The sequence below is a fragment of the Italian clover phyllody phytoplasma str. MA1 genome (genome assembly GCF_000300695.1).
Lineage (GTDB): Bacteria > Bacillota_I > Bacilli_A > Acholeplasmatales > Acholeplasmataceae > Phytoplasma.
Genome location: NZ_AKIM01000028.1, coordinates 1 through 15471, shown reverse-complemented (window position 1 = coordinate 15471; position 15471 = coordinate 1). Strand labels below are relative to the sequence as shown.

Annotated in this window: 11 protein-coding genes and 9 tRNA genes; 18 read left to right on the top strand and 2 right to left on the bottom strand. The window is 28.9% G+C overall.

What is annotated here, in order from left to right; all coding sequences use genetic code 11:
- Positions 1-53 precede the first annotated feature (53 nt).
- The 14 genes from RI01_RS01770 to RI01_RS01705 all read left to right on the top strand — a co-directional run bounded on the left by RI01_RS01770 (position 54) and on the right by RI01_RS01705 (position 6114).
- Positions 54-129 (top strand) — tRNA-Lys (locus RI01_RS01770).
- Between the two features lie 51 nt (positions 130-180).
- Positions 181-267: transfer RNA gene (locus RI01_RS01765), tRNA-Leu, on the top strand.
- A gap of 8 nt (positions 268-275) precedes the next feature.
- A tRNA-Ala gene (locus RI01_RS01760) sits at positions 276-351 on the top strand.
- 56 nt (positions 352-407) lie between these two features.
- Positions 408-484, top strand: a tRNA-Met gene (locus RI01_RS01755).
- A gap of 6 nt (positions 485-490) precedes the next feature.
- Positions 491-567: transfer RNA gene (locus RI01_RS01750), tRNA-Ile, on the top strand.
- 35 nt (positions 568-602) lie between these two features.
- Positions 603-693: transfer RNA gene (locus RI01_RS01745), tRNA-Ser, on the top strand.
- Between the two features lie 72 nt (positions 694-765).
- A tRNA-Met gene (locus RI01_RS01740) sits at positions 766-842 on the top strand.
- 14 nt (positions 843-856) lie between these two features.
- Positions 857-932 (top strand) — tRNA-Asp (locus RI01_RS01735).
- A gap of 14 nt (positions 933-946) precedes the next feature.
- A tRNA-Phe gene (locus RI01_RS01730) sits at positions 947-1022 on the top strand.
- Positions 1023-1127: 105 nt separating this feature from the next.
- A complete protein-coding gene (locus RI01_RS01725; protein WP_017192944.1) occupies positions 1128-2369 on the top strand; it encodes a hypothetical protein in 1242 nt (413 codons plus the stop codon).
- Positions 2370-2443: 74 nt separating this feature from the next.
- The gene (locus tag RI01_RS01720; protein WP_026052442.1) at positions 2444-2974 is read left to right on the top strand and encodes an inorganic diphosphatase; all 531 of its coding nucleotides are present in this window, start codon (positions 2444-2446) and stop codon (positions 2972-2974) included.
- Positions 2975-3143: 169 nt separating this feature from the next.
- A complete protein-coding gene (smpB, locus tag RI01_RS01715) occupies positions 3144-3596 on the top strand; it encodes an SsrA-binding protein SmpB (RefSeq protein ID WP_017192942.1) in 453 nt (150 codons plus the stop codon).
- Between the two features lie 151 nt (positions 3597-3747).
- Positions 3748-5745, top strand: a complete 1998-nt coding sequence (gene ligA / locus RI01_RS01710; protein ID WP_017192941.1) for an NAD-dependent DNA ligase LigA — start codon at positions 3748-3750, stop codon at positions 5743-5745.
- A 27-nt stretch (positions 5746-5772) separates the two neighbouring features.
- On the top strand, positions 5773-6114 hold the full coding sequence (locus RI01_RS01705; protein ID WP_017192940.1) for a holo-ACP synthase: 342 nt from the start codon (positions 5773-5775) through the stop codon (positions 6112-6114).
- Positions 6115-6173: 59 nt separating this feature from the next.
- On the opposite strand, the gene RI01_RS01700 is transcribed toward RI01_RS01705, so the two are convergent.
- Together RI01_RS01700 and RI01_RS01695 are read right to left on the bottom strand one after the other, a co-directional pair.
- Positions 6174-7100: a hypothetical protein gene (locus RI01_RS01700; RefSeq protein ID WP_017192939.1), complete on the bottom strand. Its 927-nt coding sequence runs from the start codon at positions 7098-7100 to the stop codon at positions 6174-6176.
- 317 nt (positions 7101-7417) lie between these two features.
- Positions 7418-10312 carry a S1 family peptidase gene (locus RI01_RS01695; protein WP_017192937.1) on the bottom strand — a complete coding sequence of 965 codons (2895 nt, stop codon included), beginning with the start codon at positions 10310-10312 and terminating at the stop codon, positions 7418-7420.
- A gap of 245 nt (positions 10313-10557) precedes the next feature.
- On the opposite strand from RI01_RS01695, the gene hrcA reads away from it, so the two are divergent.
- The 4 genes from hrcA (at position 10558) to dnaJ (ending at position 15391) form a co-directional block, all read left to right on the top strand.
- The gene (gene hrcA, locus RI01_RS01690; RefSeq protein ID WP_017192936.1) at positions 10558-11598 is read left to right on the top strand and encodes a heat-inducible transcriptional repressor HrcA; all 1041 of its coding nucleotides are present in this window, start codon (positions 10558-10560) and stop codon (positions 11596-11598) included.
- 18 nt (positions 11599-11616) lie between these two features.
- Complete coding sequence (locus RI01_RS01685) at positions 11617-12351, top strand: nucleotide exchange factor GrpE (RefSeq protein WP_017192935.1); 735 nt, start codon at positions 11617-11619, stop codon at positions 12349-12351.
- Complete coding sequence (gene dnaK / locus RI01_RS01680; RefSeq protein WP_017192934.1) at positions 12335-14185, top strand: molecular chaperone DnaK; 1851 nt, start codon at positions 12335-12337, stop codon at positions 14183-14185. The genes RI01_RS01685 and dnaK overlap by 17 nt, the downstream gene beginning before the upstream one ends.
- A 99-nt stretch (positions 14186-14284) precedes the next feature.
- Positions 14285-15391, top strand: coding sequence for a molecular chaperone DnaJ (gene dnaJ / locus RI01_RS01675; RefSeq protein WP_017192933.1), 1107 nt, complete (start codon positions 14285-14287; stop codon positions 15389-15391).
- Positions 15392-15471 lie beyond the last annotated feature (80 nt).

The following is a 15471-nucleotide window of genomic DNA, read 5'->3' as shown; positions in this document are numbered from 1 at the left end:
GACTTGTAATCAGTAGGTTGCGGGTTCGATTCCTGTTTTTGGCACCATTATGAGGCCCGTTAGCTCAGTTGGTAGAGCACTTGACTTTTAATCAAGGTGCCAAAGGTTCGAGTCCTTTACGGGTCACCATTTTATTTAATTTTTAGACAAATATAAACGAAAAATTAATTTGGCTTATTTGCCTGAATGGTGGAACAGGTAGACACGTGGGACTTAAAATCCCATGGTTTTAGAGCCGTGCCGGTTCAAGTCCGGCTTCAGGTACCATTAAAAAAGGGGTTTTAGCTCAGTTGGTAGAGCGCCTGTCTTGCACACAGGAGGTCAGCGGTTCGAATCCGCTAAGCTCCACCAACATTAATATTAATAATTTCAAAAATTAAAAATTAAAAAAACAAAATTTAAATAAAGGCGGTGTAGCTCAGCTGGCTAGAGCACATGGTTCATACCCGTGAGGTCGAGGGTTCAAGTCCCTCTGCCGCCACCATCGTATGGACCTGTAGCTCAGTTGGTCAGAGCCACCGGCTCATAACCGGTTGGTCGTAGGTTCGAATCCTACCGGGTCCACCATAAATTTAATTAAAATTTTGTTATAATTATTTTTTGGAGGAATACCCAAGTCCGGTTGAAGGGGCCAGTCTTGAAAACTGGAAGGTCTGAAAGGACGCGGGGGTTCGAATCCCTCTTCCTCCGCCAATATTTAAAAATAATTTTTTATAAATATTTACCAATAACTTATATTATAATTTTTATGATTTAAGTTGAGATCGCGGGATAGAGCAGTTTGGTAGCTCGTCGGGCTCATAATCCGAAGGTCGTAGGTTCAAATCCTACTCCCGCAACCAAAAAAACACAAAAAGGTCCGGTGGTGTAGTGGTTAACATGCTTGCCTGTCACGCAGGAGATCGCGGGTTCAATCCCCGTCCGGACCGCCAAGTAAATAATATTTGGCTCTGTAGCTCAGTCGGTAGAGCAGTGGTTTGAAGAACCTCGTGCCGGCAGTTCGATTCTGCCCGGAGCCACCATTGATTATATTTAAAATTAACTTTTTTTAAACAAAATTTGATGCATTTGTTATAATGTTTATGTATTATTAATTTTTATTAAATTAAAAATTAGAAAGAAAAAAATTGAAAAAAAGTAAATTTTGTTTAAAAAAAATTAATTTATTATTTTTTATTTCGATAGTTTTATTTTATTTTAACTCTTTTTTTGTTTATGCTATGGAAAAAAGCCAAAAAAAAGAAGAAATAGAGTTAAACATTTTAGAAGAAAAAAAAACAAGAAAAATGATAGATAAAAAATCTTTATCTGCAAATGATGATGTAATTTCACAACAGGAAAAATTTGATGAATCCGCTGCGATTGATGTTTCTTTTTCGTTGTTAGAAAATGATTATAAAAAACATTCATCCAAAAAACATTCTTTTATAGGATGGAAACATGATTTTGGTTCTTTGTTTTCTAAAAAAATAAGGCTTTTTTATAACGTAGCCCAAGTTAAAACAGTTCCTTGTATTTCTTTCCAAGAATGGTTAAACTTTAAACAGTTATGTTTTGGTCTTGTGGATCATCATATCCCTAAAGTTAATCTTTTATTTGATTTGATTGATTTTTCCGGCATTAAAGAAGAGTTTGTTGACGATAAATACGATAGAATAGCTTTAGAAACGGTTGATTTTTATCGTTTATTGAAGAAAGAACCGGCTTTAGGGTGTTTTTATTTTAAAAAGAACGAAATAAAGGCGATCGATTCGGTTAATATTTCGTTTTGCAATTGTAAAAACACAGGTTATTCTTTGTTAGAATTGATCCATGAAATAATACATTTTAGAGACAATGATTTAGATACTTTACAAAAACATTTAGTGATTTATTTTCAACATTTAATGGAAATCGTGAGAGGCGAAAATATTTCTGAAGAAGTAGAACTTTCTATTGAACAGTTATTGGATAAAATCGCTACTTCAACTGATATTGAGTCGTTGGAGCAAAATTTATTATTTCATTTGATTAAAAATTTAAGCCATAAATATGTTCCAGAAAAATTTTCCATCCATTCTACTTTGGAAAATAAAAAAATCAAACCCTTACAAGAAATGAAACTGACTTTATCTTTTGCACCACAACATCAAACTATTGGCTTTTTGTTAAAAATGAAAAATGACGCAGAAAACAATTTTTATCTTTATTTATATGAAATTTTTAACGAAGAAAAAAATGGACCAGAAAAATTACAATTTATCGATAAAGTGATGATTTCTAGCATCCAGAAAAATAAAGAGATGTTTTTTAATCATTTATCTATTAACGTTTTAAAAAAGAAAACTTTGTTTGTTAAAGGGATATCTTTATTTAACACACACATTTAAAAAATCAGCATTATCTTGGATAGTGTAAAAAAATAATAAATAAAATAAATTTTTAATTTTAAACGGAGAAAATTATGAATATAATGTACGATATTAATCCTAAGAGAATCACTGAAGACCAATTTGTTGTTTTAATCGAAATCCCTCAAGGTAGTAAGAAAAAATACGAAATTGATAAAGAAACAGGCTTGTTATCATTAGATCGCTATTTGACGACGTCTTTTCGTTATCCTGTTAATTATGGTTTCGTCCCTTTAACTTATTGTGAAGATAACGATCCGCTGGATGTTTTTGTTTTATCCCAAGTACCCTTAGATCCGATGGTTTTAGTTAATTGTCGTCCTCTCGGAGCGATTCGCATGATTGATAACGGAGAATTAGATGAAAAATTGATCGCTGTTCCTGTGAGAGATCCTTTAATGGAACAGTACCAAGATATTAAAGATTTGCCTCAACCTTTAGTAGCCGAAATAGAACATTTTTTACTTCATTATAAAGATTTAGATAAAAAAACAGTTTCTATCGAAAAAATAGAAGGAAAACAAGAAGCTAAAAACGTTATTAAACGTTCTTTAGTTGCTTACCAAGAAATCACTAAAAAATAACACTGTTTTAATTGTTGTAGCTTTTTTATTTTTCAAAAAGACTTATCGCCAATGATGTCTAATTTTTATTTTTAAAATTTATTTTTTGAAATGTATGAATGATTATAATTGTTTTTATGTTATTTTTATTTCGCATTTGATAAAATAACGAAAGAGATGACGAATAACAATGAAAAAAACTGTCATTTTAAATAAAAAAACTTCTTATGATTATTTCTTAGATAAAAAATATTGTGCTGGAATTAAATTATTGGGTAACGAAGTTAAATCTATCCGTTTAGGCAAAGTTAATTTAGATAGTTCTTACATTTATTTTGTGGGCGATGAATTGTTTGTTTATAATATGAAAATCGCTAAATATGATTTTAGTAATAATTTTGATTTTGAAGAAAATAGGAAAAAGAAGCTTTTGTTGAAAAAGCAAGAAATTTTACAAATAAAAAGCAAAATTAAATTGAAAAATTTTAGCGTTATTCCGATTAAACTATTCTTAATCAAAAACTTCTTTAAATTAGAGTTCGCTTTAGCTCAAGGTAAGAAAAAATACGATAAAAGAGCTGATTTAAAGAAAAAAGATGATAATTTAAGAATTAAGAAAGCTTTAAAATATTCTGAATATTGATCTTTTCTTTTTAAATAATTTCTGTTTTACCTTTTTAAAAGACCTTTTCTAAGGTCTTTTCTTTTAAAAAGGAAATAAAATATAGAACGTTTTTTAACGTTCTTAAGGATAAATAGCGTTAATATGTTATAATTCAAGCAAGGTGAAAAGAATGAAGACAGAAATAGTAAATAAAATTAAATTTTTAACAGACTTGATTAATAAAGCTAATTATGATTATTATAATTTAAACACTTCTGAAATAACAGATCAACAGTATGACGCTTCCTTACAAGAATTGATTTCTTTGGAAAAAAAGTACCCTGAATATAGATTAAATTATAGTCCTACTTTTAAAATAGGCGGAGCGGTTAATTCTAAATTTAAAAAAATAGTTCACGAAGTGCCTATGTTATCTTTAAAAAATGTTTTTGACTTTAAAGAGTTAAAAGACTTTTATCATCGTGTTTTGAAAAAAGTCAGTCGTTCCCATTTTATTACGGAATTGAAAATTGATGGAGTGGCGATTAATTTAAAATATGAAAAAGGTATTTTAGTCCAAGCCACTACTAGAGGGAACGGGCAAGTAGGAGAAGCGGTAATCGATAACATTAAAACCATTAAAAATATTCCTTTAAAAATACAAAAAGATATCGATTTAGAAGTAAGAGGGGAAATTTTTTTTAAACATGATGATTTTGAAAAATTAAACACTTTACAGGTAAAAAATAATAAACCGCTTTTTTCCAACCCTCGTAATGCCGCTTCAGGGACAATTAGGTTATTAAATTCTGATACCGTATCTCAAAGGATTTTGTCGTCTTTTATCTATCATATTGTCAAACCGACTGCTTTTGTTAAAACTCAAAAAGAGGTTTTGGACTTTTTAAAGGAAATGGGTTTTTCTGTTAATCCTTATTATTATGTGGCAGATTCATTTGAAGCATTAATTACTCATATTAATCGATATGAAAAATTAAAAGATACTTTACCGTATGATACGGACGGAGTTGTGGTTAAAGTCAACCAATTAGAACTTCATCCCCTTATTGGTTATACTAGTAAATTCCCTAAATGGGCCATAGCTTATAAATTTAATTCTTCCCAAGGAGAAACTATTGTTAAAAAAATTACCTTTCAAGTGGGTAGAACTGGTTCTGTAACTCCTGTAGCGGAATTATTGCCGGTTATGGTGAGTGGTAGTGTTATTTCTAAAGTTTCTTTGCATAATTATGATTATATTCAAAAAAAAGACATTAGGATTGGGGATACTGTTTTAATACATAAATCCGGTTCTATTATTCCTGAAATTATTAACATTATTCAAGAAAAAAGGACCGATCAAACTCCTTTTAAAATGATTACTCATTGCCCTTTTTGTCAAACACAGTTAGATAAAAAAGCTGATGAAGTAGATTATTTTTGTTTAAATGAAGTTTGCGAAGAAAAACAAATTAAAAAAATAATTCATTTTGTTTCCCGAGAAGCGATGGATGTTAATGTTTTAGGAGAAAAAACTTTAATTCTGTTTTTTCAAAAAGGTTTTGTTAAACAAATATCTGATTTATATTCTTTAAACTCTTTTCGTAGTCAATTAGAAGACTTGCCAGGTTTTAAAAGTAAAAAGGTTAACAATATTTTAAACGCTTTAGAAACCAGCAAATCTCAACCTTTTGAAAGGCTCTTGTTCGCGTTAGGTATTAAACATATTGGGATTAAGGTTGCTAAAATTTTAGTTCAAAAATATCACAACATCTATGCTTTAAAAGAAGCTACCGAAGAGGACTTATTAGCCATCCCTGAAGTAGGCATTAAAATTGTTGAAAGTCTGGGAGATTATTTTAAAAAACCTCAAAATTGGGAAGAAATAAATCTTTTAACGCAACATAATCTTCAATTTCAAAATGATTATAAAAATACAACAACAGTTCAAGATAATTTCTTTAAAGGCAAAAAAATTGTTTTAACAGGTAGTTTGAAACATTATTCGCGCAAAGAAATATCCTCTCTTTTAGAAAAAAAAGGTGCTTTAATCGTTAATTCTGTTTCTAAAAATATAGATTATTTAATTTGTGGTCACGATAGTGGTTCTAAATTAGTCAAAGCTCGCACTTTAGGAATTAAAATTATTGATGAAGAAGAACTGGAACAAAGTTTATCCGAAATATAAAAAGAAAAAAAGGTAAAAAATAATAAAATGAAAAATATTGGTGTGGATTTGGTAGAAATAAAAAAAATAAAAGATGTTGGATTGGATAAAATAGCTAATAGAATTTTATCTCTTAAAGAACACGAATGTTATGCTACTATTACTAATAAAGAGGTAAAGTATAGTTATGTCGCAGGAAGATGGGCTGCTAAGGAAGCTATTTTTAAAGCTTACGCTAAAGGCGATTTAACTCATAATTATTCTGATTGGTCTATTTTAAATCATGAGCCTTATGGTTTGCCCTGCGTTATTGATCCTTATCAAAATAAAATTATGATTTCTATTTCGCACACAGATAATTACGCTATCGCTTTTGTTATTTTGATGTGAGAATTGATGATATGAATTCGTTTAATAAATAAAAAAGAGCTTTATGGGCTCTTTTTTATTTATCTTTCAATATTAAAGTTTGGTTCCTGTTTTTCAGGGGGAAAACAGTTTTCTTTTGTTTTAAAAGAAAGATAAATTATATATAAAGCGAATATAATCAAATGAAAGATAATCAGGGTTAATAAAATGTTTTGCCATTTTTCTAAGGCTTGTTGGTTTTTTTCTAAACGTTCTAATTGAGCGTTTTTTTCTCGGGGTTTTTCTAATGTGTAATCAATGAATGATTTTAATTTTTCTTTTATTTGATTATATTTTTGTAAGGCATCTTCGAAATAAATTTTAGCGCGGTCTAATTTATTATTCATAGAGGGACTTTTATCCTCTATTTCATAACTTTCAAATAAATCGTTACCTTTTTTCATCAAAGATAAAGCGTTATTGTCTGATTCATCATTTTGTATTTGGTCAGTAATCTCTTTTTTTAAAGCGATTAAGACTTCGTTATCTCCCGCAGATAGATCCACTAATGACAACCATTCTTGGACTGATTTTTGTTTTTCTTCTACTCTTTGTTTGGTTAATTTGGTGTTGTATTTTTTGAGTCGAGTGATAATTTTTTTAAATTCTTCGTTAACATTGTTGAATGAAGTTAATAAATCGTCAAAAGAGGGTTTTTCTTCTTTGTCTTCTTCTTTTTCATTTTCTATTACGTCTGATTCTGTTTTTGCTATTTGGTATTGTTTTTCGCAAGCTACCCATTTGCTGATAATTGTTTGAGAATTTTGTTGATTTTCTAAATTATCTATAAATCCATTAAATTCTGAATGATCTTCTTTTTGGTTTTGAATTAGTTCGTTTAATTTTTTAGCAATCCCTAATTCTCTTTCTGCTATTTCTTTATTGTTTAATAGTTCTTGATGTATGGGAATAACGTTCTTTAAATTATTGTTAGCCCCGAAAAGAAGCTTATTATTAATTAAAACCAAAAGAAAAAGGGTTAAAAGGAGAATAAAGATTTTTTTAATTGATTTTTGATGTGATATGTGGGAATGATAATTGTTTATTGTTCTAAACTCTTTTCTAATTTAAGTTTGATTTGTAAAATGGATTATATTAGCATTTTTGAATTTTTTCTTTTCCAAAATTAAATATTAAAAAGCAAATATTATCCGCTTGCATTATAACATAAAAAGATTTATAAAAATAAAAAAGAAAACCTCCGAGGACTCATTTTTAGTATAACTTTTAGATGAGTTTGGTGAAGGTTTTATTGCTGGAGATTTAGCTAATAGAGAAACCAAGATTAAATATGGATTTTTTTCCATTTCTTTTTTCTTTTGTTGTCATCATTAAGCAAAAAGATAATGATAATAAAAAGGATAATATTTAAGAAAATAATTGAAAAAATTTGGTTAGCGTTATTTTTTAATTTTTGATAACGGAACAATTCAACCACACTTTTCTCTTTGATATTAGAAGTTTTTATAAAGTGAAGTGGAGTGTTGAAATTGTCGCTGACAACATCATTGATCCCGATAAAACGATTATCTTTATCAAAAAAAAGAAAATTTAATGTTTTCTTTTTATGTTTTAAGTTGAAAACAGAATCAAATAAAGCCGAATCTCCTTTCAGACTGCCAACTTTGCTTTTGAAAAATTGGGGAAAATTAACTTTATTATCTGAATTGAATAGATAATACGCTTCTTGGCCTATTTTTAAATCGGAAATTTTGGTCATTTCTGCAATAGGATAATTATAATCAGATTCAAAAGTTAATAAAATTAAATTATTTTTATCAAAAAGAAAACTTTGTAAATGTCCTTTTTCTTTTCTTTTGCCTTCATCAGGAGTAGAGGTAATAATATTAATTTCATCTGAAAAAACATTGATAAAATTATTGATCCAATTATCCATCTTTTCGTATTTTTGATCTTCAAATTCATAGTCAGTATTGCAATTAGATAAAACGTAATATAAAAATTTATTATTGGCTAATCTTTGTTGATGAAGAATAACACCATTACCGTTTTGACCGTTACCTTTATGCCAAACGATTAAAGAATTTTTGATCTTATCTGATAAATCTATCTTTTCTTTTTTTGGGGCATTTTTCAATTCTAAAGACAAAAAAGAGTTATCGCCTTTATATAAATCATAGTTATTAAATTTACGTGTGTAAGTTGCGGAGATTTTTTTATTTTCTTTATTGCGTTTGTGTATAATTAATTCTAAGTTTTCATACCCCTTTTTGCCATCTATTTTTTTTAAGTGAATTTCTAAATCTTCTTGATGAGGGTCCATGAAAAAGATTTCTTCTTTATAATCGTAATTGCCGACTAAATAAATCAAAAATTTGTTCGTTTTTTTTGTCTTCTCTTGAGAAGAGGAAGGAATAACGATTGGTTTTTGATCCAAGAGCAATAAATCTTGAACAAAAAAATTTATTTTGCTAGGTTTGTTGTCTTTAAATTTATTTTGAAATTTCTTTATTTTATTTTGTAAAATAATTTGGTAATCTTTATCTTCAAAAGTTGGATTTACTTGAAGTCTTTGTTTCATTTCTTCAAATCTTTCGTTAATGTGGATCATATTGATCGCTTGGGAAAAACTATCGGTGGTTTTATCACCTTGAAGAACGCTTCTATTCATCCCTATAATTTGACCTTTATTGTTAAACACCATTCCTCCGCTATTGCCGCTATCGATTTGAATATTGAAATTAATTTCTTTTTCATTATGGTAAATAATGCTACCTTTTTTCAATAAATTAATTTCTGGATATTGCCTAGGACTTTGAGAAATGGGATTGATATAAGGCCATCCGGAACCAAAAAAAGGATAATTATTTTCTTGATTTTGTAGTATTTCGTTTTCGTATACGAAAGTGAAAGCTATTTTAGGGTTTTTTATCAATTGAGAACCTATACTATAAATATCTTCCCCTTCTTTTAAGGTCAGAGATGGTTCTGGTTGGAGAAAAGGTTGTTTCGCTGTTTTTAAAATATCTTCCACTTTTTTAAATAATTCATGGTCGGAATCAATAAAAGTGACAATACCTATGTCATCTGTATCGCGCTTATTATTGATATAATTATATACAGAAGCTGTTTTCTGTTTAAATTCGTGGTTAAAAATATGAATAATTTCGTTTTTGCGCGCGTGTTCTATCACGTGGCGGTTTGTTAAAAGATAATATTTATATTTTATTTCTCCTGTATATTTATCTTTAATTTTATCTATGTCCCAAATAAAACCAGAACCTAGAAAATCTTTATAATTGATTAAAAAATTAAGTTTCGATAAAGAACGAATTTTGCTGGATAATGATTCTTTTTCAGAAAGAGACGAATCTTCTAAAGGAGAAATGGTTTCAGTAGGCAATTCTGTATGATGTGGTTTTTCAATATTTTTTAAAGAGGCTGAACAATAAGTATCAATTAAGTATTTTTTTAAATATTGTTCAAAGGAGATAACTTTTTCAGGAAAATTTTGATGAATTAAACCTAAAAAAAGACCGTTTTGATCTAAGAAGATATTAAATTTTTTGTCTTCTTGGTCTGTTTCTTTTATCTTGATTGGCAAAAAAAATTTATTATGAGTATCTTCTTGTTGGAAAAATTCTTCATCTTCCTCTATGGTTATGGTATGGATGATACATTTTAAAAAATTATACATACTGTTAGAAGTGATAATATAGTTAATTTCAGTTTTGTTATTTTTATTCTCCTTATCAGGCAAAGAAATGCCGATAAATTCACCTTTGGTGTTGAAAAAAATTTTATTATTTTTACCTTTAATAGAAATGGGCAAATAATGGGTATTATTTTCGTCGTAATCTTCACTTATGATGCCTTCTTGGAATGGCTTGATATTTTCTTTTGTATCCAATGTAAAAGCGTATACTGTTTCGCCAATACGGAATTTATGCCTTTTCAATTCATAAGAAGAAGCTGGTTTTTCTTTGTTTTTTTCTTTTTCGAAAACAGTTTGGATGTTTTTGTGAATTTTTTCAATAATTTCGCATTTCTTTTTCATATCGTTATCGTTTGTCTTGAATAATTGATTATTTTTGTTATAATGAAAAAGGTTTGGTTGTGTTTCCAAGTTAAAAAACATACGGTAATAAAAAAAACCGGCCAATAAAAAGATAAAAAAAGAAATGAATAAGTATTTTTTGGGTATTTTATTCACGTACATAAAGTTATTTTGTTTTTCTACCTTCTTTTAGTATTATGATATATTTAGTTTTACAAAATAAATAAATAGAATTGTTTTTTTAAGATCTTAACTATATTATATACTATTTTTTATCTGAGAAAAAAGAGACTTATTTAAAAAAAAAAAAAAAATAACTTTTTTATAATTTTATACTTGACATTTGATATAAAAATTAATATAATACTATTAGCAGTCATATTAAATGAGTGCCAAGGAGTATTATTTTGCTTTCTGATAGAAAAAGATTGATTTTAAAGGCCGTTGTTGAAAATTATTCCAAAGAAGATCAACCTGTTGGTTCTAAATTGCTAGCGAGTTTGCCTTATTTAAATTTTTCCAGCGCTACTATTCGTTATGATATGGCACAATTGGAAAAAAAAGGTTATTTAAAAAAAACTCATAAATCTAGCGGCAGAATACCTTCTTTAAAAGGCTATGCTTTTTATTTTAATAATTTAATAACACGCAATAATGAAACTATTAAAATGATTTCTTTATTTGACCAAATTTTAAATAAAAAAAGTTTAAATAAAGAAAAAATTATTAAAGAAGTTTTAGAGCTATTAAGTAATTTAACTAATTATGCGACTTTAATGATAGGTCCTGATGTTTTAAAAACTAATAAAATTAATAAAATCGATTTTATTCCTTTAAATTTAGAACAAGCCCTTATTTTGATTGTGACGGATAATGGCAATGTTCAACATCAAAATATTGTTTTAGAAAAAGATAGCGAATTGTCATTGCAAGATTTGCAAATAATATTTTCTGAATTAAATCATTTGTTAATTGGTAAATATTTATATGAAGCAATAGAAATTCTGAAAAGCGATATTGTTGCTACCGTTTTTGCAGCATATACCGAATATAAAGAACAACTGGTACAATCTTTGGTCGAAACCTTTTATAATTTTGCGACTGATAATTTTTATGTATATGGTGTTTCTAATTTTTACGATAATTCGGAATGCAAAGACCTTACATCCGCGAAAGACATTTTTAAAATATTAGAAAATGAAGAATTAAACAGAATTTTTTTTAATTATGAAGAAGTTATTTATAAATTCGCTAATCAAATTAGCTTAATGCCGTACAATAAATTTATGATTATTTCTATTCCTTATGATATTAATGAAAATGAAAAAGGATCAATTGCTATTTTAGGACCGACTATCATGAATTTTCAAGAAATTGTCCCCCTTTTGGAATATTTATCCGCTCATTTGTCGCAGCTATATGACAAAAATAATTATAAATTGGAATAAATAGGAGTTTATTTTTACATGAATAAAAATAAAAAAACACATAAAAACGAAGAAAAGATGAAAAAACCAAATCATCAAACTGAAGAAGTTCAAAAAGACCAAGATTGTGGTTGTCAAGGTGATAAAAAAGACAACGCTTCTCAAGAAGAAAGCAAAAACAACCAACCAGAAAAATCTTCTAAAAAGGATTGCGATGGTTGTGATAAAAAAAAGGATGAACAATCATCCTCTAATTCCCATGATAAAGACAATTCATCGTCCAAAAAAGATGAAAAAGATTTACAAGCGGAATTATTACAATTAAAAACCGAATTAATCAATGAAAAATTAAAATCTCAAGCAGATTTAGAGAATTTGAAAAAAAGACTTCAAAAAGAAAAAGTAGCAGACGTTAAATACGCTTCTATGAATTTGATTACCGACATGTTAGTCCCTTTAGAACAATTAGGACAAGTTTTAGAAATGCCTACTGAAGATGAAATGTTGCAAAAATTTCTCTTTGGTTTTAAAATGATTAACAAGCAAATTAACGATGTTTTAGAAAAAGACGGCGTTGTAGAAATAAAAGCTTTAGGTGAGAAATTTGATCCTAAATATCATCATGCAGTAGAAAAAATTTCTGATGTAAAACAACCAAACGACGTTAACGTTGTTGTTTTACAAAAAGGCTTTTTATACAAAGATAAAATTATTAAACCAGCTATGGTAAAAGTAAATGAATGGAGTGAAAATAAAAATGGCGAAAACAAATAAAATTATTGGTATTGACTTAGGAACAACTAATTCTTGTGTTGCTGTAATAGAAGGCGGAGAAGCTAAAGTTATTCCTAATGCGGAAGGTAGTAGAACTACTCCTTCAGTTGTAGCGTTTAAAAACGACGAAATCATGGTAGGTGAAGTAGCTAAAAGACAAATGCTTACTAACCCTAACACCATTATTTCTGTGAAAAGACATATGGGCGAGAAAGGTTATACTGTTGATGTAAACAACAAAAAATATACTCCCCAAGAAATAAGTGCTATGATTTTAAGAAATTTAAAAAAACAAGCAGAAGATTATTTAGGGGCTGAAGTTAGCCAAGCAATTATTACTGTACCTGCTTATTTCAATGACTCACAAAGACAAGCGACTAAAGATGCCGGTAAAATTGCTGGTTTAGAAGTGAAAAGAATTATTAATGAACCAACAGCAGCTGCTTTAGCTTACGGCATTGATAAAAGCGAAAAAGAACAAAATATTTTAGTTTTTGATTTAGGAGGAGGAACTTTCGATGTTTCTATCTTAAATTTAGCTGAAGGTAACTTTTCGGTTTTATCTACTTCCGGTGATAACAAACTTGGCGGTGATGATTTTGATGAACGTATTATTGAATTTTTAATTAAAGAATTTAAAAAAGATAATGGAGTGGATTTATCTAAAGATAAAATCGCTACTCAAAGATTAAAAGATGCTGCTGAAAAAGCAAAAAAAGAATTAAGTGGTATCGTTTCTACGCAAATCTCTTTACCTTTCATCAGTATGAATCCTACAAGTGGACCTCTTCACTTAGAATATACTTTAACAAGAGCTAAATTTGATGAATTAACACGTGGTTTAGTAGAACGTTGTTTAGCGCCTGTTAAACGTGCTTTAACTGATGCTAGCATGAAAGCGGAAGAAATTGATCAAGTTCTTTTAGTGGGTGGTTCAACAAGAATTCCTGCTGTTCAAGAATTAGTGAAAAAAGAATTGAAAAAAAATCCTAATAAAAGTATTAACCCTGATGAAGTAGTTGCTATGGGAGCTGCTATTCAAGGTGGTATTTTAATGGGAGACGTTAAAGATATCGTTCTTTTAGACGTAACTCCACTTTCCTTAGGGATTGAAACATTAGGTAATGTTTTCACTAAATTAATCGAAAGAAACACTACTATTCCTACTTCTAAATCACAAATTTTCTCCACTGCTGCTGATAATCAACCTTCTGTGGATATCCACGTTTTACAAGGAGAAAGACCTTTAGCGAAAGAAAATAAAACTTTAGGAAGTTTCCGTTTAAACGATATTCCACCCGCTCCAAGAGGAGTTCCTCAAATCGAAGTATCTTTTGATATTGACGTTAACGGTATTGTTTCTGTTAAAGCGAAAGATTTAGGCACTAATAAAGAACAAAAAATTACTATTTCTGGAACTGGTTCTTTATCAGAAGAAGAAATTAATCGTATGATTAAAGAAGCTGAAGAAAACGCTGAATCTGATAAAATCCAAAGAGATAAAATCGATACACGTAATAACGCAGAACAACTAATTTTCCAAACTCAAAAAACTTTAGAAGATTTGAAAGACAAAGTTAACCCTGAAGAAAAATCTAAAGTAGAAGAACATATTAAAAACTTAGAAGAAGCTTTAAAAGGTGATGATCAAGCTGTCATCAAAGAAAAATTAAAAACTTTAGAAAAAGAAGCGCAAAACATTACTCTTCAAGCTTATCAACAAGCGCAAGAGCAAGCTAAAAACGCGCACGACCACAGTCATGATCATAACCATGATAACGATAAAAACGACGATAAAACAGTTGATGCTGAATTTGAAGAAGAAAAAAAATAATAATCTAATTTAATATTTTAATGAACCAAAAAAAGCCTTTATGACTTTTTTTGGTTTCTTTTATTATCGTAAATTATTATTCTAATTAGGAGATTTATTTTGAAACAAAAAAAAGATTATTATAGCGTTTTAGGTTTAACTAAAGAAGCTAGCGCGAGTGAAATTAAATCCGCTTATAGAAAACTTTCTAAAAAATTTCATCCAGATGTTTATAAAGAAGCAGATGCTGAAAGTAAATTCAAAGAAGTACAAGAAGCTTATCAAACTTTAAAAGACCCTAATAAAAAAGCTAATTATGATCGTTTTGGTCACGCTGGTGACACTGGTGGTTTTGGTGGCGGTTTTGAAGGTTTTGGCGGTGGCGGTTCGTTCAACTTTGAAGATCTTTTTGAAAATTTCTTTGGCAGTTCTGGTTCTCAACGACAAGGACGTAATAATAATGTTGGAGCAGACTTGCATATTGAAACTACAATTGATTTTCTAGAAGCTGCCTTAGGAGTAGAAAAAGACATTAAATTTCACGTAGAAGAAGATTGTCAACATTGTCGAGGAACAGGGGCTAAAAACGCTCAAAGTGTGAAAACTTGTTCTTATTGTCATGGTAATGGTTATGTTGTTGTTAACCAACAAACTCTTTTAGGCAATATTCCTTCTCGACAAATTTGTCCACAATGTCGTGGTGAAAAACAAACTATTTTGCACAAATGTTCTTCTTGTAATGGACAAAAAAGAGTCAAAAAAGTTAAACAAATGAATTTGCAAATACCGGCTGGTGTAGAAAGTGGTATGACTTTAAGATCGCCTCAAAACGGTAATGGTGGTCATTTAGGTGCTGCTAATGGCGATTTATTAGTAGATATTAAAGTAAGACCGCATGAACATTTTAAAAGAGATGAACAAAACATTATTACCACTCTTTTCATTGATTTTTATCAAGCTGTTTTAGGAACTACCATTAGTGTAGCGACTATTTATGGCGATGTGGAACTTAAAATCCCAGCAGGAACCCAAACGGATACAAAGTTTAGGTTAAAAAACAAAGGAATAGCTTATTTAAATTCTTCTCGCAAGGGAGACCATTATGTTGTTGTTAAGATAAAAACTCCTACAAAAATCAGCAATACTGAAAAAGAACTGTTTTTGAAATTGCAAGAATTAGATAGATTAAATAATAATGTTAAAAAAAATAGATCTTGGTTTTTTTAACGTTGTATTTAAGCTTTAAATAAATAAAAAAATATCGCTCTTTTTTAAATAATTATTATATCAAATTGTTTATATAATTT